Annotated in this window: 17 protein-coding genes and 1 tRNA gene; 13 read left to right on the top strand and 5 right to left on the bottom strand. The window is 64.8% G+C overall.

Features of this window, described 5'->3' with window-relative positions; genetic code table 11:
* Positions 1-193: 193 nt before the first annotated feature.
* Positions 194-3,205 carry a DUF499 domain-containing protein gene (locus tag QZY03_RS22435; RefSeq protein ID WP_295584739.1) on the top strand — a complete coding sequence of 1,004 codons (3,012 nt, stop codon included), beginning with the start codon at positions 194-196 and terminating at the stop codon, positions 3,203-3,205.
* Positions 3,202-3,684: a hypothetical protein gene (locus tag QZY03_RS22430; RefSeq protein WP_295584736.1), complete on the top strand. Its 483-nt coding sequence runs from the start codon at positions 3,202-3,204 to the stop codon at positions 3,682-3,684. The genes QZY03_RS22435 and QZY03_RS22430 overlap by 4 nt, the downstream gene beginning before the upstream one ends.
* A gap of 170 nt (positions 3,685-3,854) precedes the next feature.
* Here QZY03_RS22430 and QZY03_RS22425 read toward each other — a convergent pair whose 3' ends face one another.
* On the bottom strand, positions 3,855-4,514 hold the full coding sequence (locus QZY03_RS22425) for a Panacea domain-containing protein (protein ID WP_295584733.1): 660 nt from the start codon (positions 4,512-4,514) through the stop codon (positions 3,855-3,857).
* 517 nt (positions 4,515-5,031) lie between these two features.
* On the opposite strand from QZY03_RS22425, the gene QZY03_RS22420 reads away from it, so the two are divergent.
* The 7 genes from QZY03_RS22420 (at position 5,032) to QZY03_RS22390 (ending at position 12,982) form a co-directional block, all read left to right on the top strand.
* Positions 5,032-5,283, top strand: a complete 252-nt coding sequence (locus tag QZY03_RS22420) for a UPF0175 family protein (protein ID WP_295584730.1) — start codon at positions 5,032-5,034, stop codon at positions 5,281-5,283.
* Between the two features lie 53 nt (positions 5,284-5,336).
* The gene (locus tag QZY03_RS22415) at positions 5,337-5,579 is read left to right on the top strand and encodes a hypothetical protein (RefSeq protein WP_295584728.1); all 243 of its coding nucleotides are present in this window, start codon (positions 5,337-5,339) and stop codon (positions 5,577-5,579) included.
* A complete protein-coding gene (locus QZY03_RS22410) occupies positions 5,576-5,986 on the top strand; it encodes a type II toxin-antitoxin system VapC family toxin (RefSeq protein ID WP_295584726.1) in 411 nt (136 codons plus the stop codon). The genes QZY03_RS22415 and QZY03_RS22410 overlap by 4 nt, the downstream gene beginning before the upstream one ends.
* Before the next feature lie 7 nt (positions 5,987-5,993).
* On the top strand, positions 5,994-8,945 hold the full coding sequence (locus tag QZY03_RS22405; protein WP_295584725.1) for a DUF1156 domain-containing protein: 2,952 nt from the start codon (positions 5,994-5,996) through the stop codon (positions 8,943-8,945).
* On the top strand, positions 8,942-9,388 hold the full coding sequence (locus QZY03_RS22400) for a DUF29 domain-containing protein (protein WP_295584722.1): 447 nt from the start codon (positions 8,942-8,944) through the stop codon (positions 9,386-9,388). Before QZY03_RS22405 ends, QZY03_RS22400 begins: the two co-directional genes overlap by 4 nt.
* Before the next feature lie 14 nt (positions 9,389-9,402).
* Positions 9,403-12,630, top strand: coding sequence for a helicase-related protein (locus QZY03_RS22395; RefSeq protein ID WP_295584719.1), 3,228 nt, complete (start codon positions 9,403-9,405; stop codon positions 12,628-12,630).
* 214 nt (positions 12,631-12,844) lie between these two features.
* Positions 12,845-12,982, top strand: coding sequence for a hypothetical protein (locus tag QZY03_RS22390; RefSeq protein WP_295584717.1), 138 nt, complete (start codon positions 12,845-12,847; stop codon positions 12,980-12,982).
* A gap of 127 nt (positions 12,983-13,109) precedes the next feature.
* On the opposite strand, the gene QZY03_RS22385 is transcribed toward QZY03_RS22390, so the two are convergent.
* The 4 genes from QZY03_RS22385 to QZY03_RS22370 form a co-directional block, all read right to left on the bottom strand.
* The gene (locus QZY03_RS22385) at positions 13,110-13,628 is read right to left on the bottom strand and encodes a transposase (RefSeq protein ID WP_295584715.1); all 519 of its coding nucleotides are present in this window, start codon (positions 13,626-13,628) and stop codon (positions 13,110-13,112) included.
* A 96-nt stretch (positions 13,629-13,724) separates the two neighbouring features.
* Positions 13,725-13,994 carry a hypothetical protein gene (locus tag QZY03_RS22380; protein ID WP_295584713.1) on the bottom strand — a complete coding sequence of 90 codons (270 nt, stop codon included), beginning with the start codon at positions 13,992-13,994 and terminating at the stop codon, positions 13,725-13,727.
* Between the two features lie 352 nt (positions 13,995-14,346).
* A tRNA-Arg gene (locus tag QZY03_RS22375) sits at positions 14,347-14,423 on the bottom strand.
* Positions 14,424-14,555: 132 nt separating this feature from the next.
* On the bottom strand, positions 14,556-15,254 hold the full coding sequence (locus QZY03_RS22370; protein WP_295584711.1) for an SOS response-associated peptidase: 699 nt from the start codon (positions 15,252-15,254) through the stop codon (positions 14,556-14,558).
* Positions 15,255-15,530: 276 nt separating this feature from the next.
* Here QZY03_RS22370 and QZY03_RS22365 point away from each other — a divergent pair, with 276 nt between their 5' ends.
* The 4 genes from QZY03_RS22365 (at position 15,531) to QZY03_RS22350 (ending at position 18,202) form a co-directional block, all read left to right on the top strand.
* Positions 15,531-15,878 (top strand): CoA-binding protein, encoded by a 348-nt coding sequence (locus tag QZY03_RS22365; protein ID WP_295584709.1) that lies wholly within the window; start codon positions 15,531-15,533, stop codon positions 15,876-15,878.
* 63 nt (positions 15,879-15,941) lie between these two features.
* Positions 15,942-16,493 carry a hypothetical protein gene (locus QZY03_RS22360; RefSeq protein ID WP_295584708.1) on the top strand — a complete coding sequence of 184 codons (552 nt, stop codon included), beginning with the start codon at positions 15,942-15,944 and terminating at the stop codon, positions 16,491-16,493.
* A 51-nt stretch (positions 16,494-16,544) separates the two neighbouring features.
* The gene (gene mazG, locus QZY03_RS22355) at positions 16,545-17,336 is read left to right on the top strand and encodes a nucleoside triphosphate pyrophosphohydrolase (RefSeq protein ID WP_295584706.1); all 792 of its coding nucleotides are present in this window, start codon (positions 16,545-16,547) and stop codon (positions 17,334-17,336) included.
* Positions 17,333-18,202, top strand: a complete 870-nt coding sequence (locus QZY03_RS22350; RefSeq protein WP_295584705.1) for a DUF4743 domain-containing protein — start codon at positions 17,333-17,335, stop codon at positions 18,200-18,202. Before mazG ends, QZY03_RS22350 begins: the two co-directional genes overlap by 4 nt.
* Positions 18,203-18,536: the final 334 nt, after the last annotated feature.

Here is an 18,536-nt window from a genome sequence, read left to right as displayed (position 1 = left end):
GTTAATATGTGCGGCCAAGCCCGGTTTGCAGACGCCAGGGCAACGCGCCTGATTGAGAGCTGGCACTGGTGCCCATAGGCGCCCTTGGCGAAGCGGGCAAATGCAGGCGCGATCACTGCTGCCTGAAGTTAAGAGGTATCATAGCCATAGACTTCCGCCGAGTTCGCGAGCCGATTGCAGGAATTTACGGACAATGACCTTGCCGACCATTTTCGATCTGTGCGAACCGCGCCGGGACGTGCTCCAAGGGACCATCTCGGAGTCGGATTTCGCCGCGGACCTCGCCCAGGTGCTGCGTGGCGACGCGCCCAAAGAGTACCTGGACCCGGTCCGATTCTTCGCCAACACGCACCCCACCCGCGGGCTGCAAGACCTGCTGCGCAACGTCTGTCTGCGCCTGACGGGCAACCCCCACCAGGTGGCGTCGATCTTCCGGTTGGACACCAACTACGGCGGCGGCAAGACCCATGCACTGATCGCGCTCACCCACGCCATCAACGGGATGGCCGGCGTGCCGAACGCCGACGAATTTCTCGACCCCGCGTTGCTGCCCAGGGCTCGGGTCCGGATCGCCGCCTTCGATGGCGAGAACGCCGACCCCTTGAACGGGCGTCCACTGGCATCCGACCTGCGCGCTTTTACCCCTTGGGGCGAGATCGCCTATGCCCTGGCCGGCCGGGAAGGCTACGAGCGGGTGCGCCGCAGCGACGAGGAGGGCGGGGCGCCCGGCGCCGCGACCATCCAGGAGCTGTTCGGCGGCGAGCCGACGCTCATCCTGATCGACGAATTGTCGGTCTACCTGCGCAAGCTCAAGGTGCGGGAGCGCGAGGCTGCGGGCGGCCAGCTCACAGCCTTCCTCACAGCCCTCTTCAAGGCCGTGGAAAGCGCGCCCAACGCCGTCGTGGTCTATACGCTCGCGATCGGCAAGGGCGGCAAGGCCACCGACGCCTACACCGACGAGAACCAGTTCATCGCCGACAAGATGGAGGAGGCGGAGAGCGTCTCGGCCCGCAAGGCCGCGCTACTCGATCCAACTGAGGAGGACGAGACGGTCAAGATTCTCCGCCGCCGGCTGTTCACCCGCATCGACGACGCCGGGGCCGCGGTCGTCATCGCGTCCTATCGCCGGCTCTGGGAGCAGCATCGGGACCAACTGCCGCCCGCCGGCATTGGTGATTCCCGGCTCGAAGCCTTCGCGGCAGGTTACCCTCTGCACCCGGAGTTGATCGACACCCTGCGCGAGAAGATGTCCACCCTGGGCAATTTCCAACGGGTGCGCGGCATGCTCCGATTGCTCGCCAGGAGCGTGGCCAGGGTGTGGGAGCAGCGCCCCGCGGACGCCTACGCCATCCACCTGCACCATCTGGATTTGGGTTTCGAACCCATCCGCCAGGAGATCGTCACCCGTCTGGGGCAGCGCCAGTTCGTACCGGCCATCAAATCGGATGTGGCCGCCGTGGACGGGGATCAGAGCGCCCTGGCCCAACAGCTCGATGCCGAACATTACCAAGGGCTCGCCCCCTACGGCTCCTACCTGGGTCGGGCGATCCTGTTCCACACCCTGGCCTTCAACGAAAATCTCAAGGGCGCGACCCCCGAGGAACTGCGCTACTCCATCCTCTCGCCCGGCACGGATCTCAGTTTTATCGACGACGCCCGGCGGCGATTTGTGCAGGGCTCGGCCTATCTGGACGACCGTCCGAACGTGCCCCTGCGCTTTTCCGCCGAGGCTAATCTGACCCAGATCCTGCGCCGACAGGAGCACCAGGCGGACCCCGGGGAGGCCCGCGCCCAGCTCAACGACCGGATCAAGTCCATCTTTGGCGGGACCGTCTTCAACCTCTACCCCTTCCCCGGCGGCCCCTACGAGGTCTCGGACGATACGGGCGACGGCAAGCCGGCGCTGGTCCTGTTGGGTTACGACGCGGTGGAAGTGGCGGGCGACAACGTGGCGATCCCGGAACTGGTGGGCCGTATCTACGAGTACAAGGACGTGGCGGGGGGCCTGCGGAAAAACCGCAACAACCTGGTCTTCCTGCTGGCCGATCAGGCCCGCAAGGAGGAGATGAAGCACAAGATGGTCCGGCGCCTGGCACTGAACGAGCTGCGCCGCCCGGAACGCCTCAACGAATTCCCGGACCACCAGCAAGACCGCATCAGGGAATGGTACCAACGCTCCGAGCAGGAACTGGCCCTGGCCATCCAGCAGTGCTACCGACACGTGTTCTATGCCTCCAAGCACCGCATCGACGGGGCCAACCTTGACCTCGCCCACACCGCCATTGACGTTCAGGGTGCCTCCGAGAAGCCCGGGCAGGGCCAAAAGCAGGTGATCGAGGTGCTGCGCGCCAACAACAAGCTGCGCCTGCCCGAGGACGAGCCGGATTCGCCAACCTATATCCGCGACCGTACCCCACTCAAGAAAGGCACCCTCACCACCGCCGCCCTGCGCGCCGAGTTCCGGCGGGACCCGGCGCTGCCCATCCTGGTCGGCGACGACTGCTTCGTGAAAGGTATCCGCCGCGGCATCGAGCTGGGCGAGTACGTCTACCAAAGCGGCGAACTGACCTGTGGCATGGGCGATCCTTGGGCCAGCATCCATATCGACGAGCAGTCCTTCGTCCATACCTCCGCCTACGCCAAGACCAACGGCATCTGGCCCAAGGTGGCCGAGCCACCTCCGCCACCGCCACCCCCGCCGCCACCAGATCCGGACCCGGACCCGCCACCTCCGCCGCCGCCACCTCCGCCGCCGCCGGATGGGACACTGACCGAGGAAGGCGTCCTCAAGGAGGCCCTCACCAAACTCTGGGAGCGGGCGCGGGCACGCAAGTTCACCCATATCCGCACCATCGCGTTGCGGCTCTTCGACGCCACCGACGCCTTCCGCCTCCTGGGTCTGGTCGCGGCCGTCCAGGGCGCCACGAAACAGGTCGCCTTGAGCGGCAGCTATGTGACCACGGACGGCGGCACCCTGGAGATCGAATTCAACGGCCCGCCCACCGATGCGCAACCGGTGAAGGACTTCCTGGACCCCCAACTGCGCGCGGCCAAGGAAAAGGTGGTCGAAGCCCGCTTCGACATCCGCTTTGATGACGCCGGACTCGCCCTCGCGGGCGACACCGCCGAGAAGCTCGCCGAGCGTCTGACCCGCTTCGGCACCGGGGCGGCCTATGTGTCCATCACCGCCGAGGGCAGTGCATGAGTGCCTTGCCCTCTCGTTTGCCCGATGAGCGGCCGGCCGCCGCTATGCCCAGGTATGAGCTGTGGGTCCGCACCCACGGGCCGGATAACCTGGAGATGGAGGTCTGGCAGGTACCGGCCCCGGCCACCCCCCACATCAAGAGCCCGGTGCGCATCGCGGGCTTAAGTGGGCGCAACCTCGCCCTGGTGGAACATCGCGTGCTGCGGCGCCTGGCCAAGGCCAGGATCAAGCTCGGCGGCACCCTGGTCGGCGAACGCCAGACCTTCCCCTTGGATGAGGACTTCGCACTCAACCTGGGGCTCCTGTTCCGCATCCTCGCCCCCATGCGCAACCGCGAATACATGCGCGCCTGCGCCGAAGGCATCGAAGCGATGGGCCGCGAGGAGGCCGCCTACTGGCTCGGCATGGCCATGCACCGCAAATACCCCCGGCGCGTGCTCATGGCACTGCGCTTCCTCTTGATCGATCCCAAGGCTTGAGGGCCGCCTCAGCAGGTCTGCGGAATCTCGGTGCTGGTACCCTATCCCATCTTAACTTGCCGCACGACCCCAACGGGGTCATACATACCAGCCCAGGGCAACGCCCTGGGTTGACGGTATCCGCAAGTCCAGCCCTGAAAGGGCGTGACATAGGGGCGGGGCGCCTTATGTCACGCCCTTTCAGGGCTAGGCGCTGTTTTGCTGCATACCCAGGGCGTTGCCCTGGGCTGGTATGTCACGCCCCTTCGGGGCTTGGGTAACCGCAACATCGGACGAACGTGGTGCTTGCGGATCGCCTCGTACTCGCTGGCGATCTCCAGGATGGCGTCCCGTGACGGGCTGTCATCGCCCAAACCCAGAGGATAGGGGATCGGCTCGTTCATGCCCTTGCCGTCCTGCCAAGTCTTGGCCCATGCGCCATTTTCGGCATGGGTCACATCGATCATGGTCGGCGAGTAAGTGTCGCGGTACTGCGCCACCAACTCGTCCATAATGCGCAGATCGCGCCTGGTAAAGTGGCTATCGTCGAACGGGACTCGGGGCACGACAGTCTCGCGAACGTGGTCGATCACCTTTTCGGGCTGGATGGAGATCGCCGCAGCCAAGTCTGGCTCCGGGTCGTCCCACTCCTGCATCACCTGCACGGGGACCGGGCCGAATTTCCAGGCCCGGTATTCCAACCCGGTCACGCTGCGCCCGGTTTGCCGGAAGTGCTCGAAGTCGAGCAAAAATAGGAGCTTGAACAGCTTGATCTTTCCCAGGTACCTGGTGTTGTGGGCAAAGTACAGGATCGCGTTGATCAGCTTTTCGCGTTCGTGGGTAACGAGCATCGGGATTTGCGGCAAAATACGCTTGGGGAAATGTGGGACGGGAGGCGGGATCAGGGGCGGGGCCTCGCCCCGATCCAAGTCGGTTGCTGGTGCGCCAGATCCCGACCTCGCAACCGACCGTTACGCGGCCAGTCTAGGCCAACACGCCAGCATCGGCAATCCGCCCCGCGGCTGTCCTGCCGGGTTTGATTGAGGGCAAGCGCGGCGGGGTGCATGATGGGGCTGCTGGGGTCGGGAGCGGCAGCGGGGCCTCTCTACCGTCCGGGCTTGCGACTGGTGGCCCAGGTCCCGAGGTCGCCGCAAACCGTTACAACAATCAGTGTAGGCGAAGATTGCCGTGTCTGCAGCCGGCGCCGCGGCTATCCTGCCAAAGTCGCAGGCCGCCGGCCGTGGAGCCGTTCGAGGCCCGCGTCCCGTGCGGAACTTTTTCAATGTCGCGTGCGACCACAGGCTTCGGTGGGCGCCCCGAAATATGAGGGACGGGATATATCGCCCGCCCCGCTGAGGAAAGAGTGTAATGCCGACACTGACCCTGGCCATCCCCGATTCCGCGCTGTCCGCCCTGCGGCGTTCGCCGACCGAGCTCGGACGCGAGTTAAAGCTGGCCGCGGCGATCCATTGGTATGGACGCGGTCTGATGTCGCAGGAGCGTGCAGCCGAGCTGGCGGGGATGAACAGACGCGATTTTCTTCATACCCTGGCCCACGAAGGTGTGGACGTCTTTGTCGTGGATGACGACAGCCTCGCGCGCGAGTCGTCGGGTGGATAAGCATTATGCATCCCAACCTGCTTCACTGAGTCTTTGCCACAGAGGAGGAACAAATGAATGCGATCCGCCTAGTCTACGATGCCGTACCTGACCGTTTATCCGTACCGCCGACCATGCGCCGCCGTCGCGTCGAGGTGGTGTTTCTGGCATTGGACGAGGAGCCGGTCCCCGCGCTGACCGAAAGTATCCGCGACGACTGGCCGACGGGCTTCTTTGAACAGACAGCCGGGAGCATCCCGGACCTGTCCGAGCGCGAGACCCAAGGCGAGCATCCGACGCGCGAGCCATTCCCATGAGCTGGTTGCTCGATACCAACGCCTGCATCGATTACCTCAAGCGCGGGACACCCGCCATCCGTGAACGATTGCGGGCGACCAAGCCCGGCGATGTCTATCTCTGTTCCATCGTCAAATCGGAGTTGCTGTACGGCGCCTACAAGAGTCAGGACCCGGAACGCACCCTGCGCGCCCAGCGCGCCTTTTTCCGCTGCTTTCCATCCCTGGAATTCGACGACCGGTGCGCTGACATCCTCGGACGCATACGCGCCGAGTTGTCCCGCGCCGGTGGTCTCATCGGACCCTATGACACAATGATCGCGGCCATTGCCATCGCGAACGGATTGACCCTGGTCACCAACAATACGGCGGAATTCAGGCGCGTTGCGCACTTGTCCATCGAAGACTGGAAGGCCGCCGAGCGCTGAACGCCCCATGACCACACGCCTGATCGAGACCTGGTTGCCCATCGCCGAGATCGGACTGGAGGGCCTGCGCGAGCGCACGCCCATGACGCCCTTCCCGGCGCCCAACCGGCTGCACGTCTGGTGGGCACGCCGACCCCTGGTCGCCTCCCGCGCCGCCATCCTGGCCGCACTGCTGCCGGCGGACGCGGATCGGCAGCGGTTCATGCGTGTGCTGGGGATTCATGGGGACCCGATGGCTGCTCGGGCAGCGATGGACCGCGCTGTAAGAAAGGGTGAGCGTGTCGAGGACCCCTACGGATACAAACGGGCCTTCGGCTACTTGCCTGGACAAGAGGACCTTGAATGGTTCAGGTATGAGGCTCGTCGCCTTGGAATGGATAGTCCGACCGTGTTGGACCCCACCGCGGGCGGCGGCAGCATCCCCTTTGAAGCGACGCGGCTAAACCTCAACACCCTCGCCAACGACCTGAACCCCGTCGCGGCGCTCCTCTTGCGCGCAACGGTAGATTGGCCCCTCCGGTTCGGGCTTAACGTCCACCGGGAATATCTCAGGCTGAGTCATGTGTGGCGTGCCGAGGTTGAGGCCCGCCAGGCTGCGTTGTTTCCTCAGCCATACGCACCAGATCAGATTGACACGACCTACATCTGGGCTCGGACCATCACCTGCCCCTATTGCGACGGCCTGATTCCACTCTCGCCCAACTGGCGCCTGGCCTCGGATGGGAGCGGGGTGCGCCTGTTACCCTACACCCAGGCCGGGCAGCGGCGCTGCGGATTCGAGATCGTCAGCCGTACGAAGGAACAATCCGCCGGCACTGTGACCGGCGGCGATGCCCATTGCCCCTTCCCGGATTGCGATCGGGTGGTGGATGGCGACGAGATTAAGCGCCAGGCCCAGGGGGGCCGGATGGGGGAGCAGCTCTATGCGGTGGTCTACAAGCGCCGCACCTGGACCACCACCAAGACCGGCAAGAAGCGCGAGAAGTGGGTCCGCGGCTACCGTGCCCCGCGGCCCGAGGACGACGTATCCGACCTGATCGCCGAGCGCCTGGCGGAGAAAATGCCGGAGTGGGAGGCTTTGGACCTGGTTCCGACAGAGGCGATCGGAGACCCGTCCAACTACGACAGGGGACATCGGATGTACGGGATGTATCTCTGGCGCGACGTATTTTCTCCGAGGCAGTTACTGTGCCACGGCATTGGCGTTGAGGTCTTTCGGGAACTTCTGGAATCAGACCAAACCACGGGCGCACTGACAGACACGACCAAGGCTGCCTTTGCCTACCTCGCGTTAGCGCTGGACAAGTTGCTGAACTACAGCTCCCGCATGTCCATTTGGATGCCAACGCGCGAAGTGGTCGCGAACACATTTAACCGCCACAACTTCGCATTCAACTGGTCCTATGCCGAAATGGCCCCCCTCATCGTCGGCCTTGGCTATGACTGGGCCATTGAACAAACCGCCAAGTGCATCGGCGAACTGGTGGACTTGGTCCGCCCCGACATCGACGTCAAGGCCGCAAAGAAAGACAGCCGTCACGCGGACATGTTCGCCGCGCCGTCCTTCAAACCGTCCTCGGTAACCATCACCTGCAAGTCTGGCGACAGCTTGGACCACATCGTGGACGGTGCCGTGGACCTGGTTGTGATGGACCCTCCCTATTACGACAACGTGATGTACGCGGAATTGTCTGACTTCTTCTATGTCTGGCTCAAGCGCACCGCGGGCTATGTCTACCCTGAACTGTTTCGCCGCACACTCACGGACAAGGAGCACGAGGCGGTTGCCAACCCGGCCAAGTTCCGCGATCAGAAGGCCCCCAAGGAGTTGGCCAACCAGGACTACCGGGAGCGCATGGCCGCCATCTTCGCCGAGTGCCGACGCGTACTGAAGCCCGATGGGATCATGACCCTGATGTTCACCCATAAGGCCACCGGCGCCTGGGATGCGCTCACCAAGGGCCTGATGGAGGCCGGCTTTGTCATCACCGCATCTTGGCCGGTGAACACCGAGGCCGAGGGCTCGCTGCACATCAAGGACAAGTCCGCCGCCAACAGCACCATCTTCCTGATCTGCCGCCCCCGCGCCGAGCGCGGCGAGGCGCAGGAGTCACTCTACTGGGAGGACCTGGAGCCCCGAGTCCGCGCGGCGGTGCGCAACCGCATCAAGGATTTCCAGGACGCCGGCATCCGCGGTGTGGATCTCTATCTCTCCTGCTTCGGACCGGCACTGGAGGAGTTCTCCCGCCACTGGCCGGTGCGCCGCGGAACCCCGCGCCCGCAGCCCGAGGCCAAGCGCCGGCAACGCCAGGCTGACCTGTTCGAGGAAGCCTGGGACCCCTATCTCGCGACCCCCGAGGATGCCCTGGACGCGGCACGCCGGGAGGTGAAACGCTGGCGCATGGAGAGCCTCACCCACATGCAGCGCCAGGCCGAGTTGGACCCGCTCACCGAGTGGTTCGTACTCGCCTGGGACGCCTTCCAGGCCCCCCAATTCCCTTACGACGAAGGGCTGCGTCTGGCACGCGTGGTAGGGCTGGACATGGACCGCGAGGTGATCGGACGAGTCGCCGAGAAGAAGGCCAGCAACGTCATCCTCTGGGACAGCGCCATGCGCGCCGCCAAGGGCGCCCTGGGTCCGGCCGACGGTTCCCGCGGTTGGATCGACGCCATCCACCACGCCGCCCACCTTGGCCGCACGCGCAGCCTTCAAGCCGCCCAGGACCTGCTGGAGCGCGCCAAAGTAACCCAGGAACCGCTCTTCCTGTCCGCCCTGGAGGCGGTGCTGGAAGTGCTGCCGCCGTCGCGCGCCTTCACCGGCTTCGACCCGGCCGAGGCGGTGCTACCCTCCGCCAGCGACTTCGAGGTTCTGGAGAACCTGCGCCGGCTGGCCTATGCCGACCGGGTGGACAAGCCGACCCAACTCTCGTTATGGACTGTAGAGGAGTCATCATCATGAACTGGCAAACCCTGGCGAGCGACTCGCCCTATCGCACCGCGGTGGCGATCCAAGAGGCGCTGCAAACCGGCCGAGTCACCGAGGCCACTATGGGCATTCAGGAGTTGATCGAAGCCTTGTCCAAGTCCGAACGACGTGCATTGAAGAGCCAGTTGGTCCGCCTGATGCTCCACATTATCAAGTGGCGGACCCAGCCCGAGCGTCGCTCATTGAGCTGGGTCACGAGCATCGCGGATGCTCGCGACGAGATTGCCGACATCCGCGAGGAGACGCCCAGCCTCAACGAGCGGGTGATCCGCGACCTCTGGGGTAAAGCCTTCATCATGGCCAAACGCAATGCCGAGGCCGAGATGGGGCGCGTCGCGGATATCAAGCAGTTGACCTGGGAAGAGGTCTTCGACTCGGCCTATCAACTGGAGTCCGCGGCAGGGCCACACGCCTGACCGACGATCGCCACATGGACCCTTCGCAACCGCTCCTGACGGCCAGTGCCTGGCTGACCAAGTACAGCCCCGAACAGTGCGACCTGGTCACGGGATTCTACGTCCCGGCCCTCGAATGCGCGGTACGCTATGACCGCTCCACCGGCTACTTCTCCGCCTACGCCCTGGCGCTCGCCGCCCGCGGCATCGAGGGCCTGGTCCGCAACGGTGGCCGCATGCGCCTGGTGGTGGGCTGCACCTTGAAGCCCCAAGACCTGGCGGCCATCCAGCAGGGCGCAGATCTGCGCGACACGGTGGAGGCGGCACTCCTGGCCGAGCCGCTGGGGGCCGCGGACCCGGCGGCGATCGATGCCCTGGCCCTGCTGGCCTGGATGGTCGCCAAGGGCCACCTGGACGTGAAGGTCGCCGTGCCCTGCGATGAGGGGCGCAGGCCCATCGCCGGGCTTGGGCTCTTTCACGAGAAGGCCGGCATCGTGGAAGACGGCGCGGGCAACCGGCTCGCCTTTTGCGGCAGCATCAACGAGACCGAATTCGGTTGGAAGCATAACTGGGAGAGCTTCCACGTCTATACCACCTGGACCGGCGGGACGGCGCATGTGCAGGCCGAAGAGGAGAGCTTTGCGCGGCTCTGGGCTGACCGGGCCACCTGTGCCATCGTCATGGACGTGCCGGCGGCGGTGCGCCTGGAACTGCTCAAGTTTCTGCCCAAGGACGACTTGCCTGGTCGCCTCAAGAGGCCCCATGCCGACGTTGAGCCGCCCACCGAGCCGGCCCCCATCACTGTCGAGCCGCCCGGACCTCACTTGGACCAGCGGCGTCTGATTTGGGGCTATATCCGTCATGCCCCCGGCTTTCCCGACGGCGGGGAGCGGGTCGGGGAGGCGACCAGCGCGGTGACGCCCTGGCCCCATCAGGCGCGCGCCTTCCAGCGCCTCTATGGCCACTGGCCGCCGCACCTGTTGATTGCCGACGAGGTGGGACTGGGCAAGACCATCCAGGCCGGGCTGTTGCTGCGCCAGGCGTGGCTCGCCGGCCGGGCCAAGCGCATGCTGGTGCTCGCACCCAAGGCGGTGCTGCGCCAATGGCAAATTGAACTGCGCGAGAAGTTCAACCTGAACTGGCCCATCTATGACGGGCAGCGGCTGTGCTGGTTGCAGTCCCCAGGGCTCCAGGGGGAGGCGCAACGCCTGGTCGGCCCCAAGGAGTGGCATCGCGAGCCATTTGTGCTCGCCTCCAGCCACCTGATGCGCCGCCGCGACCGGGCGGCGGAACTGCTGGCGGGCGCCGACCCCTGGGATTTGGTGGTGTTGGACGAGGCCCACCACGCACGCCGTGCGGGCGGCGGCCTGGGCACGGACCAACGTCCAAACCAACTCCTGCGGCTGATGCAGGCCCTGCGGGAGCGGACCGCGGGGCTGATCCTGCTCACGGCCACACCGATGCAGGTGAGTCCGATCGAGGTCTGGGACCTGCTCGCCTTGCTGGGCCTGCCGACCGAGTGGCACCCCCAGGCGTTCCTGGACTTCTTCGACCACGCCGCCCGACCCAATCCCTCCCACGACCAACTGCGGCAGATGGCGAGCCTCTTTCGGGCGGCGGAGCGGGATTACGGTGCGATGGCCGAGGACGCGGCCATGCGCCGCTTGCCGGGATTGAGCAAACTCAAGGTCCGCAAGGTTCTTAAGGCGCTGCGGGATACTGCCTCGATCCCCTTGAAGCAGCTCGAAACCGCCGAGCGCGAGGCGGCGGTCCAGTTGATGAAACTCAATACGCCCCTGCGTGCCCTGGTCTCGCGCCACACGCGGGAGCTACTGCGCCGTTATCACGCGGCCGGCAAGCTCAAGACGCCGATTGCCACGCGCCGGGTGGAGGACCGCTTCGTCGAGATGACCGCAGCGGAACGCTACGTCTATGAGCAGGTGGAGGATTACATCGGGAGCACCTACAACAACGCCGCGGCCCAGGAGCGTACGGCCGTGGGCTTCGTGATGACCATCTATCGCCGCCGTCTGGCCAGCAGCTTCCATGCCCTGATCAAGACGTTGGACCGGCGTCTTGCATCGGTCGGGGGTCAGATGGCCCCAGGTCAAGACGCCAATCCGGCCATTGATGAGGACATGCCGGACGACGAATTGGCGGACGAGGCAATGGATACGGACCAGGCCGTCGACCTGGAGCAGCGCGCACTGGCCTTGGAAGAGACAGGCGACATCCGGGCACTGTTGGCCGCGGCCAAGCGCCTGCCCCATGACACCAAGGCCGGCGTTCTTATCGAGGTCCTGCGCGAGCTGCGCGAACAGGGCTACCAGCAGGCCATGGTCTTTACCCAGTACACCGACACCATGGATTTTCTGCGCGGACGCATCGCCGAGGCCCTGGGGGCCGGGGTGATCTGCTTTTCCGGTCGCGGCGGCGAGGTTCCGACCCCCGCGGGCGACTGGCAGGTCATCTCGCGAGAGACGACCAAGCAACGCTTTCGGGAGGGCCGTGCCGAGATCATGGTCTGCACGGATGCAGCGGCCGAGGGCCTGAACTTCCAGTTTTGCGGCGCCCTGGTGAACTACGACATGCCCTGGAATCCCATGCGGGTCGAGCAGCGGATCGGGCGTATCGACCGCCTGGGACAAGAACACCCCGAGATTCGCATCATCAACCTGCACTATCAGGACACCGTGGAGGCGGACGTTTACGACGCCCTGCGCCATCGTATCAACCTGTTCCAGAGTTTCGTCGGCCGGCTCCAACCCATCCTGGCTCGCCTGCCCCGGGCCATTACAGAAGTCAGTTTGGGGCGTCCGGCGGATCGCGAGCTGGCCAGGGCTAATTTGGTAACGGACATCGAATCCGGGCTGACGGCTGCCGAGCAGGCCGGGTTCGACCTCGACGAGGTGACGGAGGATGAGTTGGATGAGCCGCAGCGCTCGCCCGCCGCTTATGGGTTGGCGGAGCTTGGCACTCTGTTGGGACACCCTGAGCTACTGCCGCCGGGTGTCGCCTCCAAGGTACTCGGGTCTCGGGACTGGTCCTGGCTGGCGCCCGGCATGGCGGGGCCGGTGCGTGTCACCACCGACCCCGACTATTTTGAGCAGCACCCGGACAGTACCGAGCTGTGGTCGCCTGGGAGTCCCCTCTTTCCGGTTCCGGATTTGATTGCCGCACCGCAGGAGTTGGAAGGTCTCGACTTGGGTTGCTTGATGCGGACCGCCGGATCGGAGCACGCGAAACCCGGCACGAAAGCATGACAAGATTGGAGCCTTGTCGGCGCCGCGCGTTTGAGTTGACAACGATTTGCTGGCGCGACCCATCAAGATGCTGCTGCAACTCGTATGGCAATTGCCTTGGCCGCGGGGGAAAGTCGCGCCAGCGCCTCATCCACCTGCGCGCCCGACATCCGCATGGCGTTCGACGCGGCGCCCGGCGCCGGGTCGGCTTCCCGCCTATGACGAAGGGCGTCTGATGGGCTACTACGAAGCACTGTCAACGCTCTTGTCCCAATGTGCCACGCTGGATATCACACCGGCCGATCTGCATCTGGATGCGGATTTTCGTCCTGAATCCCTGTTGCGGCCGTCGTCCGTTGCCCGCGCCGCGTAGGTCGGGTTAGTGGCATGGGGTGGAACCGCTACGCTTGTTCCACCCTACGGTGTGACCATGCGCTTTGGTTCTGTAGTTCTGTAGGGTGGAACAAGCGCAGCGGTTCCACCCTTCCACCCGCCACAAATCATTCGGGGTTCATACCTTGGATGATCGCCGGACAGGTGGCGCCCCACTCTGGACTATACCAACCTCGCTCGACGCAACGGGCGAAGGAACTGTAAGGCCAGTCGCGCGGACGGCCGACATAGCCGTGCTTGACGGGATTGTAATGAATGTAGTCCAGGTGCTTCTCCCAGTCATCCGGGTCCCGGATCAGATGCTCCCAATAACGGCGCTGCCAAATCGACTTTTCTCCGCGATGGTTCACCGGGGCCTCAACGCCAACCGAAAACTTATGCTTGATTAATCGCCAACGCAGCGAAAAATCATCATCACCGGTGGGCAGCGTCCAGAGCGCATGAAGATGATCGGGTAGGATGACGATGGCCTCGATGGAAAAAGGATGTTGTGCTTTGACATGCCGGAATGCTGCTCGTAATCGCTCGATTTCGTGTGGATCGGAGAACCTCGTGAGGCGATTGTGGGTGACCAGCGTGAAGAAATAGTGGCCGCCGGGCTGATAGACTCTGCGGTAATCGCTCATCGGTTGGTGCCATCGCGTGGGATGGGTGGAACCGCTGCGCTTGTTCCACCCTACGTTACTGAGGTATCAATGATCGTGTACGTCTCGCTCTGCGGCTTACGCGGGCCAGCCGTTTTCGTCGTAACCGACGATCTCGTCCGCATTTCGCGGGTCGAGATCCGGTAATGCAGCACAGCGTCGGCTGATTTCCATGATCGCGGCAAATCGCTCCTCGGGTGACTGCGGGGCCGGTGCGGCGCCCTTCGCCAGAAGCTGTTCCAACAGGAGAATGACCTCTTTGTCGATGGGCCGATGGTGTATGGACGCCCGCTGCTGTAACCGTTGATGGAGCGTTTCCGGGACATCGTGCAGGGTGATTGTGGGCATGGTCACTCTTGCCTTGGTAGTGCTGCAATCTACGGTTCCGCCAAGAAGGGCAGAAGCGGTAATCGCCCGCTTTTCCGAGCGTTTCCGGTCGATTTTGCGGGGCCGCCCCTACATACTACAGGGCTACCGTCCATCGGTCTGTGAGCGGAGGCCTGGAGGCTGATCCTGAATTATCGACACCAGAATCAAGACAGCGACTGGCGGCCAACGGTCGTGTGCCGAAGGGACGCGCGGCATCAACCAAGCCTTCGAGACCAACCCCAAGCGGCCGGGGGAGTGCGGGCAATTTTGAGCCTTGAGCGTAATAACAAAAACGGCCTAGACCCAATTGAGTCTAAGCCGTTGTCTTAATTGGCGCGCCCGGAGAGATTCGAACTCCCGACCCCCTGGTTCGTAGCCAGGTGCTCTATCCAACTGAGCTACGGGCGCTTATCTGGGGTGCCCCGTCCGTGGAGGCCTTATCCAGCCGCGCATGCCTGCGTGCTGATTGATCGTGGACGGAGCCGCTAAGACGGCCGTCGCTGAGCGCGGTAATATGCCGGTGATCGGCTGTGCTGTCAATCATTTTATCGAATCCGCCGTCAGCGGCTCGATGAGCCCGGGGTCGTCGTCACGGGCATGGTTGACGCGCCGACTGACCGGTTCCAAGGTCCAGTCGGCGGCCGGGGCGCTCTGGAGCAGGTCGTGCAGCGCGGCGGTGTCGCGTTTGGCGGGGTCGAGCCAGTCGGCATGGTGCGCGGGATTCAGGACGACCGGCATACGGTCGTGGACTGGTGCGATGGCGGCGTTGGCGGCGGTAACGATGATGGTGACTGACGTGATGGGGCCGCTCTGCGCGGTGCCGGCCCAGTGCTCCCAGAGTCCGGCCATGGCGAAGGGCCGCCGGTCGGTCCGGCGGATCAGGTAGGGCTGCCGGCTGGCGCATTCGGTACGCCATTCGTAGAAGCCCTCGGTCGGGATCAGGCAGCGGCGCTCGCGAAACGCGGTGCGGTAGGCGGGCCACTCGGCGAGGGTCTCGGCGCGGGCGTTGATCATGGAGTAGCGGTTATCCGGGCCGCTCGACCAGGCCGGAACCAGCCCCCAGCGCACGGGGTCCAGGCGCCGTTTGCCGTCGGTGCCGACGCGGATGACCAATATGCTCTGGCTCGGGGCGATGTTGTAACGCGGTCGCACCTCCGCCGCCGACGCGGCGAGCCACGCCAGGTCGAAGGCGTCGGCATAGGTCTGGGGGTCAGAGCACTGGATGAAGCGTCCACACATTGCGTCTTCCTCTAAATGATGACCGTTGGCCAGCGTGGCAGCGCGGCCGGTGGATGCGGCGCGCGCGACCGACGTGCCAGGTTCTCAACAGTGAGCGGCGCGCCTTATCCACCCTACAGTGGAGCAGGTTTTCGTCGTAGATTAGCGCAGCGCATCCACCATCAGTCTTGCTGCCGGCATGGACCTGCGGTTGCTGCTTCCGCTAACATGCCGGTTTTCCGGCAAGGGGGTAAAGGGGTGCACAGGCTACGCAAACCAGAGGATCATACAGTCGTTGTGCTGGGGGCCAGCCCCAAGCCGGTGCGCTATTCCTTCCAGGCGGTGAAGCTCCTCAAGGAGAAGGGTTATCGGGTGATTCCGGTGCACCCGAAAGCGCACCAGATCGAGCATATCCCGGTGGTCCATCGGCTGACGGCGATCGAGGGTCCGGTCCATACCCTCACCCTCTACATGGGTCCGGACCGCGTTCATGACGAGATCCAGGCGATCGTGGACCTGCGGCCGGAGCGGGTGATCCTCAATCCGGGCGCCGAATCGCATGAGTTGGAGACCGCGCTGCATCTGGCCGGCATCCCCCACGAGCACGCCTGTACCCTGGTGCTGCTGCGCACCGGACAGTTCTGACGGCCGCGGTCCGGTCGCGCCGCGCCTGCCGGAGCCTGTCGAAGTCCCGCTGGAGGTCGTGTCATGTCCGTTGTTCGAGCCAATCCATCCACTGCCCTGGTCCTCGGCGCGCCCGGTCTGATGCTGCTTCTGCTGACCGCCGGCTGCGCGGATATGGCCACGGATATCGGCCTGATGTCCAAGGCCCCGGCCGCCGCGCCGCCCGACCTGGAGCAGCACCCGCCGGTCACCCGCGGCACCCGCCCGGCGGCGGTACTGAGCGTCCATACCCGCAAATCGTTCCCGAATGCCTGCAAGTTCGGCATCACACTGACCAACAACCTGCCTTACAAGATCAGCGAACTGTCCTTCCGACTCACGCCGATCATCGACGGCAACGTGCCCTACGACACCCAGACCAAGAGCTTCTCGGAGCTGCGGCCGAGCGAGCAGAGCTATCGCGAAATCACCTTTCAAGGGCTCCAATGCCAGCAGATCAGCCGCATCGAGGTCGCGGACCCGGGGCGGTGCACCCTGGACACACTCAACCGGTTCAATACCGCACCGGGGGATTGCGCTAAGTTCAGCGAGGTGGCCGACAGCCGGCTGGTCCCTGTCGTCAAGCAGGCGCCATGAGCAGCGCGGCCCTGAATCCCGGATCGCCGGACACCACGCGGACTCGATCCCATGTCTGATCAGACGTCTATTGATACCCTGCTGGCCATCATGGCCCGCTTACGCGACCCGACCGACGGTTGTCCCTGGGACCTGGCGCAGACCTTCAGCACCATCCTGCCCTACACCCTGGAGGAAGCCTATGAGGTCGCGGAGGCCATCGAGAGCGGCACCCTGGAGGACCTGCGCGATGAACTGGGTGACCTGCTGTTGCAGGTGGTCTTTCACGCGCGCATGGCGCAGGAGCAGGGCGCCTTCGCCTTTCCCGATGTGGTTCGCGCCATCTGCGACAAGCTGATCCGGCGCCACCCGCATGTATTCGGCGACGCGGACCTGAGCGACGCGGCGGCGGTGCGGCACCATTGGGAGCAGGCCAAGGCTGCGGAGCGCGGACGCACGGCGCAGGCGCAAGGCGTCCTGGCGGGCGTCGCCGCGGCGCTGCCGGCCCTGGTGCGGGCGGAGAAACTCCAGCGGCGGGCCGCCGCGGTGAGCTTCGACTGGGACACCATCGCCGGCGTGTTCGACAAGGTGCGCGAGGAATTGGACGAATGTCACGCGACCCTTCCCGAACAGACGGATCAGACCGAGCGGGTACACGAAGTCGGCGATCTGCTGTTCTCCTGCGTCAACCTGGCGCGCCATCTGGGGGTCGATGCCGAACAGGCACTGCGGGCCGCGAACCAGCGTTTCGAGCGGCGCTTCGCGCACATCGAAGCCGGGCTCGCCGCACAGGGTGCGCGGCCGGGCCCGGAGGTGCGCACCGAGATGGAGCGTCTATGGGATGACGCCAAGGCACATTCATGAGCTATCTTGATAAAATCCGGGCCTGCAACGCCTGCAACCCGACCGATTTTCTCCCCTGGATGCTGGCGGGCGAGCGCGTCGGCGCGGTACGGCGCACCCTGGCGACGCACCTGAAGCGTTGGCCGGATCAGTTCCATGTCGATGATGTACGGGTCGATTGGTACGGCGCACCGGACAGCATGGCGGCGCGCTCCGCGGTCCTGGCGGGGGTGGTCGACATCCTGGTGGCGGCGGGTTTGATCGAGCCACTGCAGGGCGAACCCTATGCCGTGACCCCGAACCGGCGCGATCAGGCGCGTTGTCTGATCGACCGCGCGGCGGCACCCTGGTTCGGCGTCCGCGCCTTCGGGCAGCATCTGAACGGCTTCGTGCGCACCGGGCGCGGCGATCCCGGGACCCAGATCCAACTCTGGGTCGGGCGCCGGTCGGCCAACCGGCGCGTGTCGCCGCTGCATCTGGATAATCTGGTCGCGGGCGGCCTGCCCTACGGGGTCAGCCTGCGGGACAATCTGCGCAAGGAGTGTCATGAGGAGGCGGCGATTCCAACCGCCATCGCGGATCAGGCCGTGCCCGTCAGCGCCATCACCTACTGCCGTGATGCCGCGCGGGGGCTGAAACCAGACCTGATGTACTGCTATGACCTGGAGTTGCCGGAATCCTTCGTGCCGCACTGTACCGACGGCGAGGTCGAGTCATTCACCCTCCTGCCGGCGGCCGAAGTGGCGCGGTTGGTCCGCGACACCGACGAGTTCAAGCTCAACTGCAACCTGGTGGTGATCGACTTCCTGATTCGCCACGGGGTGATCGCCCAGGAGGACCCGGATTATATTGCGCTTATCCAGGGGTTGCGCTCGCCGCTGCCGTAGGGTCCGCTGCGCGGACCACCCCTCGTGGCCAACACCGGCGGTTCGGTCCCGGCGGTGCGGTCCCACGGCGGTTCGGTCCGCACAGCGGACCCTAGTGTGCCCGACATGGGCATGTACTTGTTACCTGAAAGGAGGTAACCGCAGCGAGTGACACGAAGCGTAGCGACACCCAAGGTGGAAGCCGTGAGGCCACGCTGAAAGCAGGGTGTAGCAAAGACACGACCGTAGGAACACGAACAGGCAGTGAGGCCGGGTGCGGGCGATGAGCGTGCTAGGGAACGCGAAATCCAACAGTCACCGAAAGACGCACCAGGTAGAGCCTGACGGCACGGGT

The sequence above is a fragment of the uncultured Lamprocystis sp. genome (assembly GCF_903933125.1).
Lineage (GTDB): Bacteria > Pseudomonadota > Gammaproteobacteria > Chromatiales > Chromatiaceae > Thiodictyon.
Note: the sequence above shows the minus strand (reverse complement) of the source record. Positions and strands in the feature narration are given on the sequence as shown.